The sequence below is a fragment of the Candidatus Margulisiibacteriota bacterium genome (genome assembly GCA_041650635.1).
In the GTDB taxonomy this organism is placed as follows: Bacteria; Margulisbacteria; WOR-1; order JAKLHX01; family JBAZKV01; genus JBAZKV01.
Map to the genome: position 1 here is coordinate 22,307 of JBAZKV010000002.1, position 26,727 is coordinate 49,033.

The 26,727-nt window shown below is 48.8% G+C and carries 26 protein-coding genes; 9 read left to right on the forward strand and 17 right to left on the reverse strand.

The genetic code is table 11. The features are described 5' to 3' along the window. Positions 1-2 precede the first annotated feature (2 nt). Together WC490_00510 and WC490_00515 are read right to left on the reverse strand one after the other, a co-directional pair. The gene (locus tag WC490_00510) at positions 3-590 is read right to left on the reverse strand and encodes a transposase (GenBank protein ID MFA5097098.1); all 588 of its coding nucleotides are present in this window, start codon (positions 588-590) and stop codon (positions 3-5) included. A 63-nt stretch (positions 591-653) separates the two neighbouring features. After that, complete coding sequence (locus tag WC490_00515) at positions 654-1,679, reverse strand: peptidoglycan bridge formation glycyltransferase FemA/FemB family protein (protein MFA5097099.1); 1,026 nt, start codon at positions 1,677-1,679, stop codon at positions 654-656. Positions 1,680-1,874: 195 nt separating this feature from the next. Between WC490_00515 and WC490_00520 the strand changes: the two genes are divergently transcribed. Beyond that, on the forward strand, positions 1,875-2,438 hold the full coding sequence (locus tag WC490_00520; GenBank protein MFA5097100.1) for an aminodeoxychorismate/anthranilate synthase component II: 564 nt from the start codon (positions 1,875-1,877) through the stop codon (positions 2,436-2,438). On the opposite strand, the gene WC490_00525 is transcribed toward WC490_00520, so the two are convergent. From WC490_00525 to WC490_00550, 6 genes are read right to left on the reverse strand one after another with little or no spacing between them, the layout of a single operon-like run. Continuing rightward, positions 2,419-2,565 (reverse strand): hypothetical protein, encoded by a 147-nt coding sequence (locus WC490_00525; protein MFA5097101.1) that lies wholly within the window; start codon positions 2,563-2,565, stop codon positions 2,419-2,421. The two genes, WC490_00520 and WC490_00525, sit on opposite strands and share 20 nt — an antisense overlap. A 34-nt stretch (positions 2,566-2,599) precedes the next feature. Beyond that, positions 2,600-3,874 (reverse strand): serine--tRNA ligase, encoded by a 1,275-nt coding sequence (serS, locus tag WC490_00530; GenBank protein MFA5097102.1) that lies wholly within the window; start codon positions 3,872-3,874, stop codon positions 2,600-2,602. A gap of 3 nt (positions 3,875-3,877) precedes the next feature. After that, the gene (gene cysS / locus WC490_00535; protein ID MFA5097103.1) at positions 3,878-5,353 is read right to left on the reverse strand and encodes a cysteine--tRNA ligase; all 1,476 of its coding nucleotides are present in this window, start codon (positions 5,351-5,353) and stop codon (positions 3,878-3,880) included. After that, the gene (cysE, locus tag WC490_00540) at positions 5,353-5,964 is read right to left on the reverse strand and encodes a serine O-acetyltransferase (protein ID MFA5097104.1); all 612 of its coding nucleotides are present in this window, start codon (positions 5,962-5,964) and stop codon (positions 5,353-5,355) included. Before cysE ends, cysS begins: the two co-directional genes overlap by 1 nt. 15 nt (positions 5,965-5,979) lie before the next feature. Further along, positions 5,980-7,011, reverse strand: coding sequence for a TrkA family potassium uptake protein (locus tag WC490_00545; protein ID MFA5097105.1), 1,032 nt, complete (start codon positions 7,009-7,011; stop codon positions 5,980-5,982). Next, on the reverse strand, positions 7,008-8,027 hold the full coding sequence (locus WC490_00550; protein MFA5097106.1) for an aspartate-semialdehyde dehydrogenase: 1,020 nt from the start codon (positions 8,025-8,027) through the stop codon (positions 7,008-7,010). Before WC490_00550 ends, WC490_00545 begins: the two co-directional genes overlap by 4 nt. Positions 8,028-8,118: 91 nt before the next feature. Here WC490_00550 and WC490_00555 point away from each other — a divergent pair, with 91 nt between their 5' ends. The 7 genes from WC490_00555 (at position 8,119) to WC490_00585 (ending at position 16,778) form a co-directional block, all read left to right on the forward strand. Further along, entirely contained in the window at positions 8,119-8,592 is a 474-nt protein-coding gene (locus tag WC490_00555) for a hypothetical protein (GenBank protein MFA5097107.1), read from the forward strand. A 168-nt stretch (positions 8,593-8,760) separates the two neighbouring features. Then, positions 8,761-11,175: an S-layer homology domain-containing protein gene (locus tag WC490_00560; GenBank protein MFA5097108.1), complete on the forward strand. Its 2,415-nt coding sequence runs from the start codon at positions 8,761-8,763 to the stop codon at positions 11,173-11,175. Positions 11,176-11,201: 26 nt separating this feature from the next. Next, on the forward strand, positions 11,202-11,459 hold the full coding sequence (gene rpmE / locus WC490_00565; GenBank protein MFA5097109.1) for a 50S ribosomal protein L31: 258 nt from the start codon (positions 11,202-11,204) through the stop codon (positions 11,457-11,459). 33 nt (positions 11,460-11,492) lie between these two features. Next, positions 11,493-12,545: a peptide chain release factor 1 gene (gene prfA / locus WC490_00570; protein ID MFA5097110.1), complete on the forward strand. Its 1,053-nt coding sequence runs from the start codon at positions 11,493-11,495 to the stop codon at positions 12,543-12,545. After that, a complete protein-coding gene (gene prmC / locus WC490_00575; GenBank protein ID MFA5097111.1) occupies positions 12,542-13,405 on the forward strand; it encodes a peptide chain release factor N(5)-glutamine methyltransferase in 864 nt (287 codons plus the stop codon). Before prfA ends, prmC begins: the two co-directional genes overlap by 4 nt. A gap of 83 nt (positions 13,406-13,488) precedes the next feature. Further along, positions 13,489-14,640: an exonuclease SbcCD subunit D gene (locus tag WC490_00580; GenBank protein MFA5097112.1), complete on the forward strand. Its 1,152-nt coding sequence runs from the start codon at positions 13,489-13,491 to the stop codon at positions 14,638-14,640. After that, positions 14,637-16,778 carry an SMC family ATPase gene (locus tag WC490_00585; GenBank protein ID MFA5097113.1) on the forward strand — a complete coding sequence of 714 codons (2,142 nt, stop codon included), beginning with the start codon at positions 14,637-14,639 and terminating at the stop codon, positions 16,776-16,778. Before WC490_00580 ends, WC490_00585 begins: the two co-directional genes overlap by 4 nt. On the opposite strand, the gene pyrR is transcribed toward WC490_00585, so the two are convergent. Then, positions 16,770-17,309, reverse strand: a complete 540-nt coding sequence (gene pyrR / locus WC490_00590) for a bifunctional pyr operon transcriptional regulator/uracil phosphoribosyltransferase PyrR (protein ID MFA5097114.1) — start codon at positions 17,307-17,309, stop codon at positions 16,770-16,772. The two genes, WC490_00585 and pyrR, sit on opposite strands and share 9 nt — an antisense overlap. 1 nt (position 17,310) lies before the next feature. Next, a complete protein-coding gene (locus WC490_00595) occupies positions 17,311-18,711 on the reverse strand; it encodes a phosphoglucomutase/phosphomannomutase family protein (GenBank protein MFA5097115.1) in 1,401 nt (466 codons plus the stop codon). A 29-nt stretch (positions 18,712-18,740) separates the two neighbouring features. Here WC490_00595 and WC490_00600 point away from each other — a divergent pair, with 29 nt between their 5' ends. Continuing rightward, positions 18,741-19,142 carry a nucleoside deaminase gene (locus WC490_00600; protein MFA5097116.1) on the forward strand — a complete coding sequence of 134 codons (402 nt, stop codon included), beginning with the start codon at positions 18,741-18,743 and terminating at the stop codon, positions 19,140-19,142. Here the strand turns inward: WC490_00600 and WC490_00605 are convergent. From WC490_00605 to WC490_00635, 7 genes are all read right to left on the reverse strand, one after another. After that, on the reverse strand, positions 19,139-19,927 hold the full coding sequence (locus WC490_00605) for a hypothetical protein (protein MFA5097117.1): 789 nt from the start codon (positions 19,925-19,927) through the stop codon (positions 19,139-19,141). The two genes, WC490_00600 and WC490_00605, sit on opposite strands and share 4 nt — an antisense overlap. Positions 19,928-19,999: 72 nt before the next feature. Continuing rightward, complete coding sequence (gene polA / locus WC490_00610) at positions 20,000-22,711, reverse strand: DNA polymerase I (GenBank protein ID MFA5097118.1); 2,712 nt, start codon at positions 22,709-22,711, stop codon at positions 20,000-20,002. Further along, complete coding sequence (gene tsf / locus WC490_00615; protein MFA5097119.1) at positions 22,695-23,297, reverse strand: translation elongation factor Ts; 603 nt, start codon at positions 23,295-23,297, stop codon at positions 22,695-22,697. The genes polA and tsf overlap by 17 nt, the downstream gene beginning before the upstream one ends. A gap of 4 nt (positions 23,298-23,301) precedes the next feature. Further along, positions 23,302-24,135 carry a 30S ribosomal protein S2 gene (gene rpsB, locus WC490_00620; protein MFA5097120.1) on the reverse strand — a complete coding sequence of 278 codons (834 nt, stop codon included), beginning with the start codon at positions 24,133-24,135 and terminating at the stop codon, positions 23,302-23,304. Between the two features lie 23 nt (positions 24,136-24,158). Further along, the gene (gene trxB / locus WC490_00625; protein ID MFA5097121.1) at positions 24,159-25,139 is read right to left on the reverse strand and encodes a thioredoxin-disulfide reductase; all 981 of its coding nucleotides are present in this window, start codon (positions 25,137-25,139) and stop codon (positions 24,159-24,161) included. Continuing rightward, entirely contained in the window at positions 25,136-26,092 is a 957-nt protein-coding gene (lptC, locus tag WC490_00630) for an LPS export ABC transporter periplasmic protein LptC (GenBank protein ID MFA5097122.1), read from the reverse strand. Before lptC ends, trxB begins: the two co-directional genes overlap by 4 nt. 1 nt (position 26,093) lies before the next feature. Then, positions 26,094-26,708 (reverse strand): tetratricopeptide repeat protein, encoded by a 615-nt coding sequence (locus WC490_00635; GenBank protein ID MFA5097123.1) that lies wholly within the window; start codon positions 26,706-26,708, stop codon positions 26,094-26,096. Between the last annotated feature and the right edge of the window lie 19 nt (positions 26,709-26,727).

The window sequence follows — 26,727 nt, forward strand, 5'->3', positions numbered from 1 at the left end:
TTTTATTTCCTCTGTATCGCCCGGTCCGGTTTGTTTCTGTCAGATTCCCATTTGGCCGGATTATTGCAAATATATTCCCTGATCCTGTTCAACGACCGGTCATCACGGATTATATTTTCATAATAATTGCGTTGCCACACATCATGCATTTTTAAATTGTTGCGCGCCCATTTCGTCACGCCGATTTTATATCCGCGTATTACCGCACCAATGGTTTTTGATGTACCGCGCGGCCGTGCACCGTCCTGTATTGGTAGGGGCGAATGTGTCCGTAGGGGCGAATAATTATTCGCCCCTACAAATACGGGGTTTCCGCACGCATCATTATCTATAACCACAACACCATGGACATGATTGGGCATTATAACGAACAAATCCAATATTGCATGGGGATAATGGAACGGTATTGCGCACCAATACATTTCGGCGGTTTTTCCCAAATTGTTCAATACCATTTTCCCATTTTTAACGGCCCCAAAAACAGGACCCCTGTTTTGAACGCAAATCGTAACAAAATATGCGCCGTCCCGGGAATAATCATAACCCTTTAACCTGATTGACCGCCTGTGATGGTCCCCAAACACATTCATTATCTTGTTTCCCCCTCCACCACCTTTATCTCATTTTACGAATAATATTGCGTTCATGTTCACCTACTCCCCCAGCGAATCCGACAGTTTGCCTTTTTTTATGAGAGACCTTGCGCTCGTGTAGCCCTCAAGGGCAAGGTTGAAGAGTTTGTACCTGGCCTTGCCGAACGGCAGGTCAAAGGCGCCGATGAATTTTCGAGTTTTTCCTCCAAAGCCTTTCTTGAACTTATAAACCCCCCAGAGAGGATGGTTCAGCGTCGGGTTTGCCGGAATTCCCCATAGGTCATATTCTTTATAGCCTCTTTCCTTGGCCCACTTGATAACATTCCAGTGGATCAGGTTGTTTGGCATAAAGTTCCTGTGTTCGTTGGAAGATGCCCCGTACATGTACCAGACGCGTTTGCCGAAAGCAAAGATAAAGACGCCTGCCACGGGGACTCTTCCGATATAGGCAAGGAAGATGGTCCCCATCCCGGAATTAATAATGAGTTCCCGCACTTTTTTATAGTAGGAGACAGGATGTATCATAAAAGAATCCCTGCTGCTGGTTATCCTGTAGAGGTCATAGTACTTTTCCACCGCACTTTCGGAGATATCCTCTTCCACCACTACATTCTTCTTTTCGGCCAGACGGATATTGTACCTGAATTTGCTCTCAAAGCCCGCCATCAGCTCGTCCTGGCTCTTTGTGATATCAAGAATTATCGTGGCCCTCGGCTGGACCTCTCTGTCGCTTTTGATGAATCCCAAGCTCTTTAAGTTGTCCAGGGCCTCTTTGTCATCCTCTTCTATCTCCGGGTCTATCCTGTAAAAAAGCGCGCCTTTTTTTTCGGCCTCTTCTTTGACCGCATCTATCAGCTGCCTGAGCTTACTTTTGTCATGAAAGTCGACTAACGGCCCCCTTGGAGAGTAAAGAACGCACTGTCTAATGAGAGGAAGTTTTCTTTTAAGGATCGAGGCCCCTGTTTTGCCGTCCAACTCTATGCGCAAAGCCTCCCAGCCAAAACACTCTTTTAACTGCCCCCATTCGTAGGATTGGAGTATCTGCGAGTTTGAGGCGGCAAGTTCGTTCCAGCTGTCCCTGTCCATAATGGAATTTTAGCATAAATTGTATGTTTAGCCCTCACCCCCTGCCAGACAAGTCTTTAGTGTGTGTGTGTCTTGAGTAATTAGCGCTCAAGACTAAAGACTCACACTATTGCTCAAGACTTAAAAGGGCTGGGGTGAGGGTTTATTAATCATACTTATTTGAAATTTTAGCGCCTGGCGGATATAATGACAACTATGATCCTGGTAATAGACAATTACGATTCCTTTACCTACAACCTCGTACAGTATCTTAATGAACTGGGAGCCCAAACACAGGTCTTTAGGAACGACAAGATCACTATCGATGAGATAAAGGCTCTTGGTCCCGAAAGGATATTGATCTCCCCTGGGCCGTGCACTCCCCAGGAAGCCGGGATCTCGGTGGATGCAATTAGAGGCTTTGTCGGAAAACTGCCCATCCTTGGGGTATGTTTAGGCCATCAGGCAATAGGCGCGGCTTTCGGAGCAAAAGTGATAAGAGCAGAGAACATAATGCACGGCAAGACCTCGCAGATCCATCACGACGGAAAAACCATATTCAAAGGACTTAATGACCCGTTCACCGCCACCAGATACCACTCTCTTATTGTAGAAAGGCAGAATTTGCCCGGATGCTTTGAGCTCTCCGCCTGGACAAAGGACGGGGAGATCATGGGACTTAGACATAAAGAATTAAAAGTTGAAGGGGTCCAGTTCCATCCGGAATCAATACTGACAAAAGAAGGCAAAAAACTGCTGGCTAATTTCCTTGCTCTCTGACAAAGACCTTTATTTTTCCCTCTCCTATTTCAGCAAATTCCTCATGGTCCCTAAGACAGGAGGTCTGCTCATCAAAAACCTCTTTTAAAAGGTCCAGCACTTCTTTGATATCTTGTTCGTCCGACATCGGGTTGCTCCGGGAAAGGAAAGGTCTTAAAACTTTATCGTGGTTTAATAGAAGAAACTTGCAGGAATTTCTGAAGCGCCTCCGGGACTTTTACTGAGCCGTCCTCCTGCTGGTAGTTCTCAAGTATAGCGGCCAGGGTCCTGCCCACAGCAAGGCCCGAACCGTTAAGGGTGTGGACGAATTCCGGTTTTGCCTTTGGTCCTCTTCTCAGTCTGATACCGCCCCTTCTGGCCTGAAAGTCCGTAAAATTGGAGCACGAAGATATTTCCCTGTACCTTTTCTCTGACGGGAACCATACCTCAAGGTCATAGGTCTTTGCGGCCGAAAATCCGACATCCCCGCCGGCAAGGGCCATTACCCGGTAAGGCAGCTCCAGCAGTTGAAGTATCTTTTCGGCATCATTTGTAAGGGACTCGAGCTCCTGAGGAGAAGTTTCGGGCAGGCAGAACTTGACCAGCTCTATTTTGTTGAACTGGTGCTGCCTTATTATCCCTTTTACATCCTTGCCGTAAGAGCCGGCTTCCCTGCGAAAACATGGGGAAAACGAAACATATTTTAGAGGCAGGCTTTCTGCGGCGATCACCTCATTGCGGTGCAGGTTGGTAACGGATACTTCGGCGGTCGGTATAAGATAGAGGTCATCGCTTGTTTTGTAAAGTTCGTCCTCGAACTTTGGCAGCTGCCCCGTTGCCTTCATGCTGTCGGCGTTCACCAGAAAAGGTGTCATGACCTGCTCATAGCCGTGCGATCCCGTGTGGACCTCCAGCATAAAGTTGATCAGCGCCATTTCAAGAGCCGCGCCGGCGCCCTTAAGCACCACGAACCTTGAGCCCGACAGCTTTGCCGCCTGCTCAAAGTTGAACAGCCCCAGTCTTTCTCCTGTTTCTTCGTGCGGTTTGGGTTTGAACTGGAATTCTTTTATCTGGCCCCATTTTCTGATCTCCGAGTTAAAGGTTGAATCCTTACCCACAGGCACCGATGCTTCAAGTATATTGGGAATGACAAGCGCCCTGTCAACAACCCGCTCCTCCAAAAGCTTCAACTCCTCAGAAATAAGCTTAAGCCTTTGCGAAAGCTCTTTCATGGAGTTAAGCGCGCTTGAGGCATCCTTTTTTTCGCGCTTTAAGAGCGATATCTTTTCAGTTTCCTGGTTCTGCCGGCTTTTTAGGTTCTCGTATTCCTGGGTCTTTGTTCTCCAGGCCGAGTCGGCCTCCAAAAAGCTCTCAAGCAAAGCTGCCGGGGCCCCTCTTTTTTCGAGAGACTCCCTTACCTGCTGCGGATTTGCTCTTATGGCCTTTGGATCAAGCATTTTTCATTTCTTACCCGAACCTGAAGGTTCGGCTCCGGTTTTCTTTCCCCAAGGAGCCGACACTTTAGTGTCGGGTCCGCTGATCGCTCCGTCGGGCTTTTTCTTCACAAAACTCCCGAACGGAGTGTCTTCAATTATATACCCTTTAGCCTCTATCTCGGCCCTTAATTTGTCAGCGAGTTTAAAATCCTTCTCTTTTTTGGCGGCGGTCCTTTGCGCCACAAGGTCGTTGATGTTGTCTTTGACCTCGGCCTTTTTTTCCTTTATGCCAAATTCCATCACATTGTTGAACTCCTCCAGCTGCAGCCTGATGTTGTTTATATCCTCGGTAGATAGTTTGAACCTGTTCTCGTTGTAGGCCCTTATCAGGTCAAAGACGGCGGCCAGGGCCTCCGGGGTGTTAAAATCCCTGTCCATGGCGGAGATGAACTTGAGTTTATAGTTCTCCACATCTATCTTAACGCTGGACCTGTCGTTCTTGCTTGATCTGAGCATAAAAGCCATGTCCTCATAAGCGTTCTTTATTCCTTCCAGCGCCGAGGCCGCTTCTTTTATCCCATCCGGGCTAAAATTGATCGGGCTTCTGTAATGCGATCTGATGAGGAAAAATCGCACCGCCATGGGGTCGAATTGCTTGAACAGCTCCGACAGCGTAAAAAAATTGCCCAGGGATTTTGACATCTTTTCCTTATTGATGGTTATGAAGCCGTTGTGAAGCCAGTATTTTACAAAATCGCCTTTCCCGCAGCACTCGGCCTGGGCTATCTCGTTCTCGTGATGGGGAAAGATGAGGTCGGCTCCTCCCCCGTGGATATCGATCCTTTCGCCCAGGTATTTGCGCGACATGACCACGCATTCGCTGTGCCAGCCGGGTCTGCCTTTGCCCCAGGGAGAATCCCAGTAAGGCTCATTCTCTTTTGCGGCTTTCCACAGCACAAAATCAAGAGGGTTCTTCTTCTTTCCGCTTACTTCCACCCTGGCGCCGGCCTGCATTCCTTCAAGGTCCCTGCCCGACAGCTTGCCGTAGGCAGGATCCTTGCTTATATCAAAGTACACATCCCCTCCGCTTTGGTAAGCATGGCCGGATGACACCAGTCCTGCTATGAGATCAACGATACCTTGGATGTTCTCTGTCGCCTTTGGATACTGCGCTGCTTTTTTGATCTTTAATTTGTCCATCACCTCAAAAAATGACTTGGTATAGGTATCGGAGACCTCCTCTATAGTTTTGCCGAGCCTGTTGGCTTTTTCGATAATTTTATCGTCTATGTCCGTTATGTTCTGGACATAATTTACTCTGTACCCGCTGTATTCAAGATATCTTCTGATAACATCAAAGGCGGCGTAGGCCCTGCCGTGGCCCAGGTGCGTCTCATCATACGGGGTTATCCCGCAGACATACATGCTGACATCGGGCGCTTTGGCCGGAACAAAAGGTTCTTCTTTTCTTGAGAGGGTATTGTAGACGCAAAGGCCCATCAGCAGCTCCCGAGCTTTTTTTCCAGTTTTTCTATCCTTGAAGAAAGCTCTTCGAGCGCTTTGCCCACCGGGTCGGGAAGGTCTCCGTGCTCCAGGGGATCTACTTTCTTGCCTTCTCTAACTATTATGCGCGCGGGGTTTCCCACCACGGTGCAATCAGGGGGAACAGATTTTGTAACAAGCGCTCCGGCTCCGACCCTGGAATTGTCGCCTATTACGATATTGCCCAGCACTATCGCTTCGGCCCCGATTATCACATTGTTGCCTATGGTAGGATGGCGTTTTCCCTTTTCCTTGCCTGTGCCGCCAAGCGTTACGCCCTGATAAAGGGTGACATTATCCTTGATGACGGTAGTTTCCCCGATAACGACCCCGGCGCCGTGGTCAATAAAAAATCCTTTCCCGACAGTTGCTCCCGGATGTATCTCTATGCCGGTAAAAAAACGGCTCAGTTGGGAAATGAACCTCGGAAAGAATGGTACATGCAGCCTGTAAAGAAAATGAGCGACGCGGTGAGTATAGATGGCCCACACGCCCTGATAGAACAGGACTTCAAAGATGTTCTTTGCTGCCGGGTCCCTTTCAAATACCGCTTTTATGTCATCGAACATTCCTGCTCCTCTGTACTACGCCATCGCGATCAGGGCATCAAGCTGCGGCGTTGTCCCCATGGCCACTACTATATCTCCGGGACGCACCAGGCTCTCGGCCTTGGGAGAGAGATCAAAAGCGCCGTCTCCGTTCTTAATGGCCAGGACCATCGCTCCGGTTATCCTGCGGACATTGGCCTCACCAAGGGTCTTGTTGGCCAGTCTTGAGGATTCTTTCACCCGTATCTCTTTAAGCCAGAACTCTATGTGGTCGCTGCCCGTGACAATGTCAAGAAAATCAACTGCGACCGGGGTAAGGGCCATTGAGGCCATCCTGCTTCCTGCAATGTAATACGGTGAAATAACTTTGTCAGCTCCGGCCTTTTTCAACTTGCTTTCGGATTCTTTGTTGCCGGCTCTGGCAACTATATAGAGCTTCTCATTCATATCCTTGGCGGCCAGGGTCACATACACATTTTCCACATCAGAGTCCGCTGCGGCCACCAGGCCCTTTGCTCTCTTTATGCCGGCCCGCTCAAGCACCTCGTCGGAAGACACATTGCCGATAATGCATGGGATGCCCCTTGTCTCTAATTCGGCAGCAGTTTCCGGCTTAATGTCTATTACAACATAAGGGATCTTTTCCGCTTCGAACTGCGAGGCTATCTGGTGCCCAACCCTTCCGAACCCGCTTATTATATAATGGTCCTTCATCTGCTCGAACATTTTTTCCATCTTCCTTCTCCTTCTTATCCCGGCTATATTGCCTTCCACAATGAACTCTATTATAGTACCGACGGCGTAAAAGACAGACACCACCCCGAACACAAGGAACACGGTGGAGAACACTTTACCCGCGGCAGAAAGGTGCACGGAGTCTATATAGCTTACCGCGAGGAACATCGTGGCCATGGTTATGTAGATGGAGTCCAACAGGTTCATGTGCTCTATGAACATGTAGCCCAGGGTCCCTATCACTATCGCGGAAAGGACAAAAGCCGCCGGGGTCAGGATCCTCTGAAGAGGATCGACATAATTGGCGACCGAAAGAGGCCCCTTGTTCTTCATAAAAGCCTTTGTTTAATAAGTTCTTCCGCTATCTGGACCGCATTGGTGGCGGCGCCTTTCCTGAGGTTGTCAGACACTATCCACAGGTCAAGGCCGCTGGGAACAGAAGGGTCTTTTCTTATCCTTCCGACCAGCGTGTCATCTATCCCGACACAGTCAAGGACCGTGGGATAGACTTTGTTTTCGGGATCATCCATCACTTTTACTCCGGGAGCTTTTGAGAGCAGGCTCCTGACTTCCTTGGCCGAACATGGTTTTTCAAGTTCAAGGTTCACTGCTTCGCTGTGGCCGATAAAGACCGGCACTCTTACCGTTGTAGCGGTAATAGCTATAGAATCGTCTTCCATGATCTTTTTTGTTTCGTTGACCATTTTGAGTTCTTCCTTGGTATAGCCGCTTTCCACAAAAGAGTCTATCTGTGGAACAGCATTAAAGGCTATCTGTTTTGGCAGGATCTTAGTTTCTATGGCCTTTCCGCTCACCCAGGCTTTTACCTGCTGTTCAAGCTCGTCAACCGCCTCTTTGCCCCAGCCCGATACGGCCTGGTATGTGGAAACAACTATCCTCTTTATCCTGTATGCATCATGGATCGGCTTTAGAGCGACCACCATCTGAGCCGTAGAGCAGTTAGGGTTTGCGATGATCCCTTTATGCCTTTTTACGGCATGAGCATTTACCTCCGGCACCACCAGAGGCACCTCGGGATCCATACGGAAGTGGGACGTGTTATCTATGACCACAGCACCCGCTTTTACAGCATAAGGAGCGAACTCCTTCGAGATAGAAGCTCCTGCCGAGAACAAAGCTATATCGATCCCTTTGAAAGAGTCTTTGCCTGCCAATTCTACTTTAAGGGATCTTCCTTTAAAAACGACCTCGGAACCGGCCGTGCGTGAAGAAGCCAGCGGCAAAAGGGATTTGACGGGAAAATCACGATCTTCAAGGACCTTGAAAAGCTCTTTCCCTACAACTCCCGTCGCCCCCAGCACTGCCACATTGTATTTTTTGTCAGACATTGCTATCCACTCCTTGCATTTTGTTTATTATTTTAACATAATAGTGGTATTGTTGACAATTTTCCCGGAGCAAGAAAGAATGAGATCGTCTTTGGTAAAATCAATATGCGTCCTTACAGCTTCCATTCTACTCTTTATGTCCTCTTTCACATCCCCTTGCTTTGCGGCCTGGAACGGCACCACGACCTGGCAGGATGTAAAACTTGGTTCGCCGGACACTTTTTTGCACCTGCTGGTAGGGGATCTCATCGGAGTAATGGTCCAGACCAATTTCCAGGAAGATGACCGGCACACTCAATTCGTCAAAGCCCTGCTAATATCGCTTTCGCTGGGAATGCTAAAGGAAAGCATGGACATGTACCAGCAGTACAAAAGCGGAAAGCCCCTCCACCTCCCTGATTCAATAAAGGACATGGTCATGAATTTTATGGGCGTTTTCATAAGCTTCAACTTTGATTTTGGCGCTCCAAAGAAATCCGTGACGAATGCCGGACATACGGTTGACCTTGAAGAACCTTTTGAGGGAGCGCCGCTTCTGGGAGAAAAGTTTGCACTAAGAAAGTGAAGCCCCTTGTTCTCCATGCTCCCTGCGTCAGGGCGCAGAAAACAGCCCCGCTTTGCACATCCGCTAATATCTTGACATGCAATGTACTGATGGTATATTAGGGATATCTCTTGAAGGAGACCTTAACTGTTAAAAAAAGCGATTTGTGTCAGTTGTGCATTCTTGCTTTTGTCGTCCATTTCTTATTCGAACATAAAGGCGACCGTTGACCCTACGGATATAGGCATAGGAGCCAGGCCCACCGGCATGGGCAAAGCCTTTACGGCGGTGGCCGGGGATGTTAACAACATTTTTGTAAATCCTGCGGGACTGTACTCACTAAAGGCGGTTGAGCTTACCAGCATGTACACGAACCTTCTCGGGGACATCAATTATTCCCTGCTCGGAGTTTCGTATCCAACTTCAGCCGGAACTTTCGGAATAGGCTATGTCGGGATCCAGACCGGAGACGTGATCGTCACGGGGCTGGACTCTTCCGGAAGGCCGGTAGACATCGGCAGCAGGATAGGCTATGCCAACAATGTACTGATACTGTCCTACGGCAATACTCTCGAAAGATGGGCCAGGCTCTGGAGACCTCTCAACGATATGACCATGGGGCTTAATGTCAAGCTCTTTTCCGAAAGCTTTCGCGGCACCGGGGGCCAGTCCGCGATCGGCACGGATCTTGATCTGGGTTTTACTTACAAGCCCAGGCCTTACCTGACTTTTGGCCTGCTAGGTAAGAATTTCCTCCATTACGAAAGCCCGATAGGAGGCACGCTTTCCTGGACCAACGGCACCAGGGAAAGCATTCCGGCTCTTCTTAAGCTTGGGGCGGCAATGAAATTTTTTGGCAATGACGCGCCCAAACAGTTCAGGGGGCAGGATATTCTTGGCTCCATAGATCTTGATCTTAACCCTAACGGAAGCTATCCTTCACTTCTTCATATGGGGGTGGAATGGCTGCCCGTGCAGTTTTTGGCCATCAGAGCGGGCCTTGAGCAGAGCTACGGGGGAGCGGGCGTTAACCCCGCAACGAACAATTTTACCGCCGGCATCGGCCTTAAGGCAAGGAACCTTTCTTTTGACTACGCGTACCGCAAAGACAATGTCTTAAGCGAAAATTCAAACCATTATATCTCTGTTTCCTACGCCGGCCCGGACATAAGCTCAAAGAAAGGGCCTCTTGTCAGCATCTCAAGCCCGGAGGACAAGCTCATTTTAAGGAGCGATCATGTTGTACTTTCGGGGACAGCGGCCCCATCGGTGAACCGGATAGAAGTGAATAAGGCTGTTGTCCCTTTTGACAAGAACAGCAAAGCCTTTAGTTCAAACATACCTCTTTCTAAAACAGGGAAAAATCTTCTGGTCATAGAAGCCTATGACAAGAACGGAAAGCTTCTTGGAGCAAACACAAGAAGGATATTAAGGCTTGCAAGCTTTAAGGATGTCGGAGAAAACTACTGGGCTCGGCAACAGGTAGAATACTGCGCCACTGCCGGCCTGGTAACGGGTTATCCCGACGGCAGCTTTATGCCCGACAAGACTTTGAGCAGGGCCGAATTATCAACGCTTATGGTCAAGAGCAAAGGGTTGTCAGCCCCATCTGCCTCAAAAAGCGGGGCCTTTCCAGATGTTGCCTCAAACAACTGGGCCGCCGGTTTTATCAGTACAGCGAACGAGAACGGTTACATTCTGGGGTATCCTGACGGGACATTCAGGCCCAGCAAAACAATAACAAGGGCGGAGGGGATCTCCGTCATCGCCAGGTTTGACGGCCTTTCAGGCATAGCACCCAAAGAAAAACCGTACTCGGACCTGGGGACCGATCACTGGGCTGCCGGTTCAGTAAGCGCCGCCAAGGAAAAAGGCTTGCTTAACTTTGTTTCTTTCGACACTCTGCTGCCGGATCAGGGCCTTACCAGGGCCGAAGCGGTCGATATGCTGGGCAAGACCGGCCCCGGCAAAGAAAAGATCGACTGGCTGCTTAACTGGAACAAAGGTTTTGACACTACCGCAATAGCCGCCATCAAAACTATCGAAAAGACCTCAGCCGAGGTGAATATAAAGGCAATACCGGATGTTCCTTCAGGGTACTGGGCAAAACCCGCCGTGGACTATGTTATAGGAGCAAGGATACTTTCCCTCTACCCTGACGGGCTCTTTAGGCCGGAAAAGCCGATAAACAGAGCCGACCTTGCAGTGATGCTGGTAAAGTCCAAATTCTCCGGGTTCCCTCCTGAAGGCACAAAGGAGCTTTCATTTACAGATGTTCCCCCGGGGCATTGGGCAAAGAGGATGATAGGGGTTGCAGCCGGCCAGGACCTTATGAAAGGTTATCCGGACAACACCTTCAGACCAAACAACAATATCTCGCTGCTGGACGCCGTCTATGCCTTTGGCAGGCTGGGCAGACTGGCCGAGGCAAGACCCTCCGGGAATGTATATTCGAACATTCCGGAAGACCATTTCGCTGCCGGCCGGATAAAAGCGGCAAAGGACAAAGGACTGCTCGAATTCGTACGGTCAAAGGATTTTCAGGTAAATGCCCCGGTAAGCCGGGCCCAGGCTGCCTGGATGCTCTACAAGCTTAAAAACTAGCGCAAAAAATATGATATAATAATTCCGTGAAAGAAAAAACGCATCCAAAATACCAGATAGTAGAAGCGGCCTGCGCCTGCGGCGCGGTCTACCAGATAGGCTCAACCAAGGACAAGATCCGCGTTGACATCTGCAGCAACTGCCACCCCCTCTTTACCGGAAAGCAGAAACTGCTCGACAGCGAAGGAAGAGTGGAGCGGTTCAAGAAGAAATACTCCCAGAAGCCCGTTGCCCCAAAAAAGAAAAAGGTAAGAGCAAAAAAAGAGGACAGGAAAAAGAAGTAGGCCGTCCGTTCCTTTTGCTCCCCTCCTTTCAAAATGAAGTTCTCCGAAAAACTGGAAAAGCTGGAAAAAAGATATACAGACCTTGAAACCCTCCTTTCAAGCCCCGAAGTATTAAGCGACAGAGAAAAGATAGAAAAGTACAGCAGGGAATTCTCGGACCTAAGGCAGATCGTACAAAAGTTCCGCGAAATAAAGAGGCTATCCAAGGATATCCAGGAGATAAAAACATCTAAAGACCCGGAACTCAAAGAACTTCAGAAAGAACTGGAAGAAAAGAACGACATTGCGGAAAAAGAGATAGAGATCCTTCTCCTGCCCAAGGACCCCAATGACGAAAAGAACATCTTTGTCGAGATCAGGGCGGGCACCGGAGGCGAAGAGGCCGCCCTTTTTGCGGGAAGCCTTCTGCGCATGTACCTTCGGTACGCCGAAAGAAGAGGCTACCAGACAGAATTGATAGAGTCCAACCCCACGGGGCTGGGAGGCTACAAAGAGGTCAGCTTTGCCGTTAAGGGCAAAGGGGCCTACAGCAGGTACAAGTATGAAAGCGGCACCCACAGGGTGCAGAGAGTCCCTGCCACAGAGTCATCAGGCAGGATACATACATCCGCGGCAACCGTTGCAGTACTGCCCGAAGTGGAGGATGTTGAGATCAAGATCGAGGACAAGGATATCAAAATTGATGTGTTCAGGTCCGGCGGGGCCGGCGGGCAAAATGTTAATAAGCTCAGCACGGCCATCAGGATAACGCATCTTTCCTCAGGTATAGTGGTCAAGTGCCAGGACGAGCGCTCCCAGCACCAGAACAGGGACAAGGCTATGAAACTCCTGCGCTCAAAACTCTATGATATGGAAGAAGCCAAGAGAAAAGACGGCATTACCAGCATGAGAAAGATCCAGGTCGGCTCAGGGGACAGGAGCGAAAAGATAAGGACCTATAATTACCCCCAGAACAGGATAACCGACCACAGGATAGGCCTTTCGGTCTTTAATATTACCGAAGTCCTTGACGGCGCGCTTGACGAGATAGTGGACGCCCTGGCCGCAGCCGACAGGATAGCCAAGCTTGAGACCGCCTCAAAATGAAGTGGACCATACAGAGCCTTCTGGACTGGACCACAGAATATTTTACCAAACACGCCATAGAACTGCCCCATCTGGAGGCGGAAGTGCTTCTTGCGCATGCGCTTAAACTCAAGCGCATAGACCTTTATGTTCAGCATGAGAGAGTGCTAAAGGCTGAAGAGCTGAAGGCTTTTAAAACCCTGATACTGCGCAGGACCAAGAAAGAGCCGATCGCTTATATCACCGGGCACAAACCCTTTATGTCGCTCGACTTTAAAGTGAACCCCGATGTCCTTATTCCCAGGCCGGAGACCGAAAAACTTGTGGAAATAGTCATAGACATCGCAAAAAAAGAGGACCGGAAGTTCAAGATACTTGACCTTTGCTGCGGCAGCGGGGCCATTGCAGTAAGCATTGCAAAATATTTGGAGAATGTTTTAATATCGGCTGCTGATCTTTCCTCCAAAGCCATAGAGATATCCCGTTTGAACGCAAAGAACATGGGAGTAGAAGACAGGATCAATTTTTATTGCGGAAACCTGTTTGAGTCGCTTCCCGCAGGTGAGCGGTTCGATATTATTGTTTCCAACCCTCCATATATTCCTTCATCAGAAATTGAGAAACTTCAGCCGGATGTCAGATTATTTGAACCCAAAGCAGCTCTTGACGGCGGGCCTGACGGGCTTGGTTTTTACAGGGTGATCACAGCCGGAACCGGTAGCCGCCTGGAGAAAGGTGGCAGTCTTGTACTGGAGGTCGGGCAGGGACAGGCAGGGCCGGTATCTGGGCTGATAAGGGAAAGCGGCCTGCTTGAAGAACCCAGGATAATTGAAGACTATAACGGGATCGAAAGGGTTGTCGTAGCCAGGACCCGACGCTAAAGCGTCGGCTCTTTTTGGGAAGGGAACAGGAGCCGAACCTTTAGGTTCGGGTCAATATACCAACCTGATATAATATAAACACCATGAAGATCGTCCATATCTCCGATACCCACCTGGGCTCGTCAACATACAGAAAGCTTTCGGCGGATGGTTTTAACCAGAGAGAAGTGGACATCTGCAGCGCCTTTGAGAGCGCAATAAGCAAGATAATAGAAGAGATAAAGCCGGACCTTGTCCTTCACTGCGGCGATTTGTTCGATGTCGTAAAGCCCACCAACAGGATACTTAATTTCGGCATAAAACAGATACTCCGTCTTGTACAGGCAGGCATAAGGACCGTGGTTATCTCGGGCAACCACGACAGCCCCAAGCAAAAATACATGGGCTCGGTCTTTGAGATCTTTGATCTGGTGGCCGGCTCAATAGAAGACAAAGAAGTATTGAAGATCTATTATAAAAACGAGTATAAGACGCTGGATATCGAAGACATAACTCTCCACATAATACCTCAATGTATAAGTGATGATATATTTAAAGCCGAACTGTCAAAGCTTTCCCCCGTAAAAGGCAGGAAGAATATCCTGATGCTGCATGCCGGCGTAGCAGGGATGGAAGAATTCGCCCACGGGGATTTTAACGAGCTTTTGGTGGACCCGAAGTATTTTGAAGGGTTTGACTATGTTGCGCTGGGACATCATCACGGGCTGCAAAAGATACGAGGGTTTGATAACGCGGCTTACTCCGGATCGACAGAAAGATTGAGCTTTAATGAAGTGGGCCAGCCTAAGGGGTTTATCGAACTTGATTCAAATGATCTGCCCAAGATCAAACCTCACTTTCTGGACAATATTAGAATAATGAGAGAGCTCTCCCCTATTGATGCTTCAAACAAAGACACGACACAGATCATGGAAGAGATCGAAGCAGCGATAAAGTCCTTTGACGTCAAAGACAAGATAGTCAGGATAAAAATCAATAATATCGAGCCGCATATACTTGAGAACATCAACGACAGGCAGATAAGAGAATGGGCCGCCGGCGCGCTTCATTTTGAGCCCATATATGAAAAAGCCGCCAAAGCCGGTGAAAAAGCAGAAATAGTAAAGCCTTCTATCGGCGGCATAAAAGAAGAGTTTGTGGATTATATTAATGCCTACAACGGCCTTAAAGACGACGACTTGGCATTTTATAAAGCCAAAGGAATCGAATACATCGAGGCGGCGATACAGGAATGAGAATATCATCAATACACCTTAAGAATTACAGACAGTTCAAAGATGCACATATAGAATTCCCCGACGGAGTGATCGGGCTTGTAGGGCTTAATGGGACAGGGAAATCATCTCTTGTTGAGGCGGTTGCCTGGGCGCTTTTCGGAAATATCGCGTCCAGGACGGATAAAGAGGGAATTAAAAGGACCGGAGCAGTGCCAAGCGACCCGTGTGAAGTATCTTTGGAAATGGAGATCGGACCGGATTCTTACAGGATAGTCCGAGCTCTAAAGGGTTCTTCCCAGGCCGGAGCGGCAAGCGTTTTTGCCAACGGTAAAAAGATCGCTGATTCCGTAAAAGGCTGTGAAAAAGAGATCGCTCACATACTGGGCATGGATTTTAAATCATTTTATACCAGCTTTTATGCCAAGCAAAAAGAACTTAACGCGCTCTCAGACCTTAACCCCAACCAGAGAAAGGACATCATCATCCGGATGCTTAGGATAGATGCGGTCGACCGCGCTATCGACAAAATAAGGGCGGAGAGCCGGGACACAAAAAAGATAATCGAGATAAGAAGGGCCTCTATTAAAAGCACAACGGACCTTGAGGCATTAAAGATGCAAAAAGAGAACGACCTAAAAAAGAACGCCGAAGAGACTCTAGCTGTCGTTAAAAAGATATCCGCAGCGCAGGACAGGGAAAATGAATTCAAAGACATCTTTTTAAAAGAAAGAAAGAAATACGAAACTTACAACGCGCAAAAGGTTGAACTGTCAAAATACCAATCCAGATCTTCGGAATTAAATAAGAAGTCGGAAGAAATAAAGGTGCTGATAGCACAGATAGCCTCGCTTGAAACTCAATTGAAAGAGATCTCCCCTCTTGTGCTTAGATACGAAGAACTGGACAAAAAAGATAAAGAAATGGATGAGCTGCGAAAGAGCGAAAAGGACGAATTGTTCAAAGAAAAGGCCGCCCTAAAAGAACAGCTTGGGATGGCAAGCGGCTCGCTTGAATCCCTGCGCAAGACATACGAGGAGCTGGGACAGAAGAAGAAAACAGTAAAAGCATCGGGCAAAGGCTCCAAATGCCCCACCTGCAGCCAGCCGCTACTAAATTTTGAAGACATTATTAAACACTATGATGAAGAACTTGAAAAGATCACCGGGGAAGGAAAAGCTATAGCGCTAAAAAAGAAAGAGATCGAAGCAAAGATAGCGGAGATCGACCTTCTGATAGAACAGCTAGAGCGGTCACCGCGCAAAAAAGCCGCAAAACGACCAAAATACGATCTTGAAGAGCACGATAAGATCAAAAGAGAAAAAGAAGCGGCAAAAAAAGCAAAAGACACCCAGATAGAACTCAAAGCCAAGATAGAAAGAAAGGCCGAACTTAAAGACTCTCTAAATAAGACAAATGAAGAGATAGCATTGGTCAAGGCCAAGATACTTAAAGTCGAGAAAGATATTGAATCAACTGACTACAAAAAAGAAGAGTACGAAAAGATAAACAGTGACTATGATGAGGCAAGGTCCCAGCTTGACCGGCTAAAACAGCAAAAGAGCAGATTTGACATAGAAAAAGCTTCTTATCAAAAGGAATATGAGGCCGTCATAAAAGAGATTAAAGAAGCGGAAATGCTGAAAAAGATAATAGAGAAAGAAATCAAGGACAGCGAGTTCCTAAGCCGTCTTGAAGATATTATGATCGAATACAGGACACACCTTATCTCCCGCATCAGGCCGCAGCTTATTGAAACTGCCTCATATCTTTACAGAGAGCTCACCGACGGCAAGTACACCGGACTGGATATTGACGAAGACTACAATATGAGGATCTTTGACGGGGGGTACCCCTACCCTCTCACCAGGTTCTCCGGAGGGGAGGCTGATCTTGCCAACCTGTGCATCAGGCTGGCCATTTCACAGCTTATCTCGGCCAGGGCTGGAACAGAAGGCGGCTTTATCATCCTTGACGAGATATTCGGCAGCCAGGATATTGTAAGGAAAAATTCTATAATGACGGCACTCAACCAGCTTAACAAGCAGTTCAGGCAGATAATAGTGATAACCCATGTGGACGACATCAAGGACACTTTTGAGCATGTTATAGAAGTTACAGAAGACGAGCTGGGGATAAGCAGCGCAAAACTACTTTAGGACCGCCGCCTGGTCAACCCCATCTATCTCTTTGAGGGATACTTTTACCTCTTCAGAAACGGGGACAGAGAGTTTTTTACCCAGATAGTCCGGCTGTATCGGAAGCTGCCTTCCTCCCCTGTCTATAAGAGCCGCCAGCTGTACCTTGGCCGCCCTGCCAAAATCATTAAGCCCGTCAAGAGCGGCCCTTGCGGTACGCCCCGCAAAAACCACATCATCGAACAGGATAACCACCTTATTGTCCACGCTAAAAGGTATATCCGATCTTTTTACCGTGATCCCTGCTCCCCTGGCGGCCAGATCGTCCCGGTAAAGAGAGACATCCAGGCTGCCAACAGGTATATCGACGCCTTTGGTCTCTTTTATAGCCTGCGAAGCTCTCTGTGCAAGAGGAAGGCCCCTTTGCAGGATGCCGATAAAGACAAGTCCTTTGGCATCTTTGCTGCTTTCCAGGATCTCCGAAGCCATCCGTTTTATGGCCTTGTTTATCTCGGCCTCGGTCATTATGGTCCTGCCCGGTTTAGTTGCCATGTCAGATACCAAGTTTCTGCAGGATCCTGCCAAAATCTTTTTCTATATCGGCCACCTTTTTTTCGCTGCCGGATTCAAAGTAGACCCTTGCTATGTCCTCGGTGCCCGAAGGGCGCACCGCTACCCACCCGTCCTCAAGCAATAATTTGACCCCGTCACTCTCTGTCCTGCCTGTCACTTTTTGGCCTCCCAAAGCCTCCGGGGCAGAGGTCTTGAGGAACCTCACCAGTTTTTCCTTATCGGGAGCAGAGATCGGCAGGTTCACTTTTTCGCCGGCGCAATCTCCGAATTTTGAGATGAGCTCCTGCCAAAGCTGGTCTACGGGCTTTTTTGTCTTAGCGACCATTTCGGTTATCAAAAGGTCTGCCAAAAGCCCGTCCTTTTCCGGGATATGCCCTTTTATCGAAAGCCCGCCGCTTTCTTCCCCTCCAAGTATCACTTCTTCCTTCATCATTATTTCTGCGATGTATTTGAACCCCACCGGGGTTTCGTGGACTTTTATTCGGTGCTTTTCCGCTATCCTGTCTATCATGTGGGTCGTTGCAAGGCTTCTTACGACAGAGCCGGTAAACTTTTTGTGCTCCACTAAGTACCAGAAAACAAGGCTCAGCACCTGGTTGGCCGAAAAAAAACTGCCGTGCCTATCCACCACTCCGAACCTGTCGGCGTCCCCATCCGTAGCAAGCCCGAGGTCCGCATTAAGTTCTACCACTTTTGCCGAAAGCTCCTTCAAGTTTTCTTCTGCGGGCTCCGGGTTTTTGCCTCCGAACAGCACATCCCTGTTCTCGTTAAGAAGCGTAAGTTTGCCGGCGGCTTTTGCAAGCAACTTTGGAAGAAGGACCCTGCCGGAGCCATGCATGGGATCATATACAATGTTCAGTTTTGCTTTCTTGATGGTTTCCAGGTCCGCGAATTTGGTTATGTACCTTTCATAGGCCTCATTAGGATCGAACTTTTCGATAGACATCGGAGCTGCCGGCTCCGGCTCCGAGGAAGAATTGGACAATCCTTCTATTTCTTTTGCTATTTCAGGAGAAGCGGGCCCGGCGTATTCGGGAATGAACTTTATTCCGAGGTATTTTGAGGGATTGTGGCTTGCCGTCAGCATTACCGCCCCGCAGGCTTTCTTATCACGCACAGAAAAAGCTATAACAGGGGTTGCGGCATCTTTGTCAGAAATAAGCACCCGTATCCCCGCCTTTGAGCAGATCTTTCCGATCTCCATCGCAAATTCATCCGCGAGGAACCTGGGGTCATAGCCTATTATGAGGGGATGCTTGTCCTTGCCGTGCTTTTTCAGGTATATCGCAATTGCCTTTCCAACGCGGCAGACATTCTCAAAAGTGAATTCTTTTGCGATCACCGCTCTCCATCCGTCGGTGCCGAATTTGATCGTGTCCATAAGCTGTATTTTATCATATAATTGACGATATGGACTACATGAGAGAGGCACTGAAAGAAGCAAAAAAATCCCTTAAAACGGGAGATGTGCCGATAGGCGCGGTCGCCGTGGCCAACGGCAAAATTTTGGCCCGTGCCCATAACGAAAAAGAAAAAAGAAACGATGCGACCGCGCATGCGGAGCTCTTGTGCCTGCAAAAAGCCTCAAAAAAGCTCGGGACCTGGAGGCTTTATGATGTGGAGCTGTATACAACGCTTGAACCCTGTGCTATGTGCAGGGCGGCTATGAGCCTGGCAAGGATAAAGAAGCTTGTCTTTGGGACAAGATCATTAAAAAAAAGGGCCAACCATAAGTTCCGGACAGTTCCCGGCAAGAAGAAGGAAGAGTGCGGGCTGATCTTAAGATCCTTTTTTGCCTCACTTAGGGACTAAAGCCCGAACACCCCTTCGGCATATCTGCCGGCAAAGTCACCGGCCCAGTCCGGAAAAACAAAAGCCGGGCTGGTAAAGGCCATAACCAACCGGCACCTCTGACCTATCTCGACAAGTCTTTTAAGCATGATCTCCTTGTCGGTATCTCCGACATAAGAGTCAAAGATATCAAGGTCAGTACTCGCTATGCATCCATTTTTTGACGGCAGAGAACCGGGGCAAACATCAAAAACACTGGAACTGAACAAAAAATCGCTTCCTTTTCCCCAATCATGCGTTTCTCTTATGCCGCTGTGAAGGAACGCAAAGGTCATTTCCGGACAAAGATGGTGTTTTAGGGCAGCGACATAATTTGATATTGTAACAGTGGAATCACGGCCCCCTGCGGTCGTTAGCATATGCTCTTGTAGTTTCAGGGGCGCATCTAGTGCGGGGAGCTCCCCTAAGATCTGAAAATTATTATCCGGATGGTCCGGGCGGTCCGTGTGCAGGAACAGTTCTCTGCCGCTTATCAGCCCGTCTTTCAGCGAAAGAAGAGTAAAATAATAGGCAGCGTTGTGGTGCGTTCCAAGATACATGCGTCCGGCCCCGGATTCTATAACCGCGTACTGAAAGTCATTGATAACAAGATGAGACCCTGCGACCGGTATCTCGTACTTGGAATTATCTCCCGCATACCGCGGACACAGCCTAAAACCGTACTCGCGCTGGTAAAAGCGTACCTGCCGCCCTCCTGTGTTAGTAAGGACGCGTAGAGGACCCGCTTCGATCGGTCCGTTTGGCATAAAAGACATCCGCTAATATATCGGACGTCTAAACAAAGGATTTCAAATTTAGAGAGGAACCGCAACGCCAACTCAGGACTTGGCCAGTCCCCAGTTCTTTCCGCTGCCGCAGTCAACCTTAAGAGGCACAGCCAGAGGCACGGTCTTTGACATGGTCTCCACAACAAGCGTTGTAACGGATGCCGCAACTTCTTCTGGACACTCAAACACCAGCTCATCATGTATCTGCATTACCATTTTGGATTTTGAGTTTTGTGCTTTAAGTTTGTCATGTATCTGTATCATAGCGGCCTTGATGATATCGGCGGCGCTGCCCTGTACTGGCGTGTTGATGGCGGTCCTTTCCGCCATCTGCGCGATGCTCTGGTTGAGAGAGTTGATATCGGGGATGTAGCGCCTTCTGCCGAGCAGGGTCTCTACATAGCCGTTCTTTTTAGCGAATTCTATTGTTGAATCCAGGTATTTTTTTACCCCGCTGTATTTATAGAAATACCTGTCGATAAAGTCCTGAGCTTCGTTCTTTTTTATTCGCAGGGCTTTTGAAAGGCCGAACGCGCTCATCCCGTATATTATCCCGAAGTTGATCGTCTTGGCGGCGCTCCTCATCTCTTTGGTAACCTCTTCTATCTTCACATCATAGATATCAGCGGCAGTGGCGGAGTGCACATCGCGGTCTTTGATAAAGTCCTCCATAAGGTTGGGGTCCCTGCTTAAGTGTGCCAGGATACGGAGTTCTATCTGCGAATAATCCGCCGACATTATCACGGAGCCCTTGTCCTGCGCCGTAAAGATCTCCCGCAGCAGCCTCCCTGTCTGGGACCGGACCGGGATGTTCTGAAGGTTGGGATCGCTGCTGGATAGCCTGCCTGTTGCGGTAACTATCTGATTAAAGGAAGCGTGTATCCGCTTGGTTGAGGGATCGATCAGTTCGGGAAAGACATCCACATAGGTTGTCTTCAACTTGTTAAGCTGCCTGAACTCGAGCAGTTTCTGCGCTATCTCAAAGTTGACCGCCAGCTCTTCCAGGACTTCGGCATCCGTAGAAGGACCTGTCTTTGTTTTTCTTAGAACGGGGAGCTTAAGTTTTCCAAAAAGGACCTGTGCCAGCTGCTTGGGGGAATTGATATTGAACTCCTCTCCTGCCATTACCAGGATCTCCGTTTGAAGCCTCTTCAACCTTGTTTCTATCTCGACCGAAATATCCTTTAATTTGTCCCTGTCGATATAGACCCCGTTTTGCTCCATTTCTACCAAAACTTCGATAAGAGGCACTTCTATTTTAGAAAAAACCTCGTAGAGCCCCTTCTCCTTCAATTCCTTTGCGAGCACCTGTGAAAGCTGCCAGGTTACATCGGCGTCCTGGCACGCATAATCAGCGGCCTCTTTTTCCGGCACACCCTTAAAGTCGGCGCTTTTGCTGGCATCCATCAGGTCTTCATATGTGGTCATGGTCCTTCCAAAATATTTTGCGCCCAGGTACTTTAAATTGTATTTTCCCGCTGTCGGGTCCAGTATATAGGCGGCCAGCATAGTGTCGCAGTCAACTCCTCTAACTTGGATCCCCAGAGCGCTGCCAAGCACTTCTATGTCAAATTTGACATTGTGTCCCGCCTTCTTGATATTTGCGTCCTCAAAGACCTTTTTCAATCCCTGCCGGACACCTTCCCGCGATATAAATTCTGCCGAAAGATAGTATCCGGTGTTCTCTTTGAACGAGACCGAAACGGCTTCAAGCTTTGCGGTCAAGGTGTCAAGGCTGTCCGTTTCCGTGTCAAAAGCAAAGCGGCCTTTTTCTTCGATGTTCTTTATCAGTTCGGCAAAAGACCTTTCGTCATCTATTATCTTATAGTCATGCCCTTGCGCGCTTTTCTTTGCCTTTTCTTCGCTAAGCGCAGAAATAACTTCGGGAGCCTCGGTCTTACCGTACTTCTTGAGCAGTGTCTTGAACTCGTATTTTTCAAATATCGGCCCTGTCTTATGCCAGTCCGTTACGGTCCTTTTTAATTTATCGATGTCTACAGCAATGGGGACATTACTGTCAAGTGTCGCCAGTTTTTTTGACAGTAGAGCAGAATCCTTGCCTGCTATCACCTTATCCCTGAGTTTTCCCTTTAACTTTTCCGCGTTTTCAAGTATGTTCTCTACAGCCCCGTACTCCCTGATAAGAGAGACCGCCCCCTTGCTTCCAATGCCGCTTATCCCGGGGATATTGTCAGAAGCGTCCCCCGCGATGGCCTTGTAATCCACGACCCTTTCCGGCGGGACACCCAGATGCTCCTCCACTCTTTTGGGATCATATAGAACGGTTTCCGTCACACCTTTTACGGTAGCCAGAACGCTTACCCGCTCCGACACTATCTGAAAGGTATCCCTGTCTCCCGTAACTATCACAACATCCGCATCTTTTGCCTTTTCGGCAATAGTTGCAATAATATCATCGGCTTCATAACCATCCAGTTCAAAGACCGGGATGGACAGAGATGACAGTATCTCTTTAACTATGGGCAGCTGGCTTACAAGACCTTCCGGAGCTTTCTGCCTGTTTGCTTTGTATTTGTCATACTGCTTGTGCCTGAACGTAGGTGAAGGCCTGTCAAAAGCCACCGCTATCAGGTCCGGCTCTTCTAAGAGTATCTTCATCAGCAGTCCGGTAAATCCGTAAGCGGCATTAATTTGAAGCCCGCCGGAGGTCTTCATGGTTTCGGGCAGGGCAAAAAAAGCGCGGTACAAAAGGCTGTTGCCGTCTATGAGGAACAGTCTGGGGATATTAGTTTTTTTCTCCAACTTGGTATCTTGAAAACCGGCTGATCTGGATGTTCTCTCCGAATTTTGCTATATGCTCCTTGATCAGTTCCCCGATGCTTTTTGAGAGCTCTTTGATAAAAGGCTGGTCTATAAGACAGACCTGCGAGTAGAATTTTTCCAGTCTTCCCTCGACCATTTTTTCCGCGACCTTTTCGGGCTTGCCCTCTGCAAGGGCGGCCGCTTTAAGGACTTCCTTTTCCGAATTGATCACGCTTTCGGGGACGTCTTCCCTCTTTAAGTACTGGGGGCTGGAGGCCGCTACCTGCATGGCGATATCCCTTGCAAGTGTAGAAAACTCAGGGTTCCTGGCCACAAAATCGGTTTCGCAGTTAAGCTCCACCATGACCCCTATCCTGCCGTTAAGATGGATATAGGCTTCCACAACGCCGTTGCCGGTCTGCTTGCCCGTCCTCTTGGTGGCGGAAGCAAGCCCCTTTTTCCTTAGCAGTTCTGCGGCTTTTTCCATGCTGCCGTCCGTCTCGACCAGGGCTTTTTTGCAGTCCATCATCCCGCAGCCGGTTTTTTCCCTTAGTTCTTTGACGGTATTTGGATCTATCTGCGCCATGATGTTATTTCTTTTCCTCGCCTTCCGTAGGTTCAAGAAAATCGTCCATTCCCAGTTCCTGTATCTCTTCTTCCTTTTCTATTTCGGCCGCCGCGGCTATTGTCTCCTCCGCGGTTTCCGAAGAAAGCGGAGCCTCTATAACTTCGCCCGGATGCGCTATTCTGCGCCCCTCGAGCACGGCATCGGCCATCACGGAACACAGCAGCTTAACGCTCCTTATCGCATCATCATTGGCCGAAATGACATAATCAATATAGTCCGGGTCGCAGTTGGTATCAACAACTCCTACAATGGGTATGCTAAGCTTTTTTGCTTCCTTAACTGCTATCATTTCCTTCTGCGTGTCAACTATGAACACTATAGAAGGCGGGCTGGCCATTTCTCTGATGCCTCCCAGGGTCTTGTCCAGCTTGGCTTTTTCCTTCCTTATATTGCTGACCTCTTTCTTGGGCAGTTTGTCAAAGGTCCCGTTGGCCTCCATCTTCTCTATTTCCTTCATCCTGGAGATGTTCTTGCGAAGGGTCTTAAAATTGGTGAGCGTTCCGCCCAGCCATCTCTGGTTGATAAAGAACATCCCGCATCTCTGCGCCTCGGCCTGGATGGCCTCCTGCGCCTGTTTCTTTGTCCCTACAAAAAGGACCGTGCCGCCTTCGGCAACGATCTTCCTGACGAATTCGTAAGCCTTTTCGATGAGCGGAATGGTCTTGTGAAGGTCAATCACATGGATATCATTCCTCGAAGAATAGATATAACGGGCCATCTTCGGGTTCCAGTTGCGCCTTGGATGGCCAAAGTGGACCCCGGCTTCCAGCATCTGTCTCATTGTTATAACAGCCAAGTTTTTTCCTCCTGATAGAAAAATTATAACATATTTTCGAGGTATTTTCTGGCGGAGTCGGCGGCTGTTGCTCCGTCAGAAACTGCGGTCGAGATCTGCCTTAGGGACTTTTCCCTGACATCCCCGGCAACAAAGATCCCCGGCACCGAAGACAACATCATGGCATCGGAAGGCAGGAACCCGTCGCCGCCGGCCTTTAACGCTCCGGCAAGGAACCCGGTATTGGGTTCCTCTCCTATATAGACGAACACGCCGTCAACCGGAAGGTCTTCCTTTGTTCCGTCGAGCACATTCTTGACCGAAAGGCTTTCCACCTTGCCCTGCCCGTTTATTTTTTCTGGCACACAATTCCATTTTACCGAGATCTTAGGGTGGTCCAGAGCCCTGTCGGAGAGCACCTTGTCCGCGCGGAGCCGGTCCCTTCTGTGCACCACCACCAGACTCGAGGCAAAACGCGTCAAGAACAGCGCCTCGGAAATGGCAGAATTCCCGCCTCCTATAACAGCAATGGCCCTGTCCCGGTAAAAAGCGCCGTCGCAGGTAGCACAGTAAGACACTCCCCTGCCTCTAAATTCTTTTTCGCCGGGAATGCCGAGTTTTTTCGGTTCGGTCCCTGTGGCAATTATCAGAGCGCGGGACAAAATACTCCTGTCTGCAAGCAAGGTCCGTACTAACAGCCCTTCCTTAGATATCTTTACCACATCGCCAAAGACGACCTGGCACCCGAATTTTTTTGCCTGGTCCTCCAGCCTTTCGGAAAGCTCCATCCCGGAGATGCCCGAAGGAAATCCCGGGTAGTTCTCTATCTCAGAGATCTCCGCCAGCTGTCCGCCCAGGATGGCCTTTTCTATCAGCAGGGTCCTAAAGCCCGCCCTGCCGCAGTAAATGGCAGCCGTAAGCCCGGCAGGCCCCCCGCCTATTATCACAACATCAAGCGCGCTGTCCCTGTCTTTAAGCAGTTCCTCAAGCTGAGGAATTACACTGTTCTTTTCTGCAATGTTCATTTTTCCTCCTTACCGGCCTGTTGTTTTCCCGACCCGATAAGCCCTTCTTCTATCAGGACCGTGCTTTTCCTGCCCTTTATTGATATAGACTCGTCCCTTAGGTCTACCGTTACCGACTCGCCTTTCAACTCGCTGTCTTTTCTCCTTAGGAGGACGGAGCCTTTTAATGAAACCTTCTCCTTATTGATATTGTACAATGCCGAGGCTGACCTCGCTCTGATATCCTTATAATTGATCGCGGGATTCCCTGATGCCAGGATAGTGTTCGTTTTTTGCTCAAAAACCAGCTCGTCGCTCTTAACAGAGAGCTCGCCTCTTGATATCCTGGCGCTGCCGCGGGCGTAGATCTTTCCACTTTTGGCATTCACTTCGAAAGACGAGGCACGGACCTCTATATCCGGCACGCCTTTATTTTTCATAACCGCCACCGGTTCTTTTTCAAGTACCATTTTCTCCATTTCGGTATCGGAACTCATCGACCCGGCAGAGATAGCCACATTATCCCTTTCAAAAGACAGTCTGTCCTTTGCGTATATTTTCTTGTCGTCAAGGGACCAGACAAGCGAAGCTGTCTCGAACCTGGATATCCCTTCATAACCTAGGGGGGAAAAGACCTCTATGCTTTTCTTTTTCATGTCCCAAAACACCTTTGGCGCTATTATATTGAGAGACGGTTTCCCGTCCTTAAAAAAAATGCCGTGGATGCGGTCCAATTCCGCTTTTTGGGTAGAATTGTTGATATGAGAGGATTCAGCTCTTATTTCCCAAAACTTTACCCCTCCGGCTATTTCGGAAAAAACCGCCTCCTTCATCGACAGGTCAGACCTCTGTTTTTGGGATTCAAGTTTGTTCGAGATCCTTTTGGCAAGGTCCTTTTCCGGAGTAAATACCGCCCAGACAAAAACAAGAGAAAGGACTACGGCAAGGGCAATAAGAGAGGTTCTGCTGTTCATTTTAGTAGCCGAGGGCTTTTAGCCTCAGCGCTTCCATTGTTTCGGCAAATCCGGCGGCAGGACGGTTGATCTTATAGTATCCCTGTCCCAGTCCCAGATGGAAAGCCGCGACATTTGAATCTATCGAGATGGCTTTTTTCATGTGGTCAATTGCTTCATTCCATTTGTTCTGCTCGGCATAGATTATCGCCATATATCCCCAGGGCCACGGGCTGCCCGGCTGAATAGCGGCAATATTGCGCATTTCCTGGAGGGCATAATCCTGATAGCCGCCAAAATAGTAGGCAAAAGCCAGCCGGAACCTTGTCCGCCAATCGGAAGGGTTCTTGCTGACCATGGGATAGTATCTTTCAATAAGTTTTCTTGCGTAAGCGGTCTTATTTCCCGCCAGATCGGCCGTCTTTTTAAGCTGGTCCAACCCCTCCTGTATCTTATTGGTGTAGGCATAGGTTATAGCAAGGTCAAAATGCGCGTCAGGGGATGCCGGGCTGGCGGACAGGGCCGCCTCCTTTTTGGAGATCTCGCTCCTGAATTCCGGGGTCATGACCCAGGCAAACGAAACGGAGCAAAAGATCATAAGCGCTAAGATAACAGCTGCACATTTTCCTGTTTTCATAGGGTATTATTATAACATT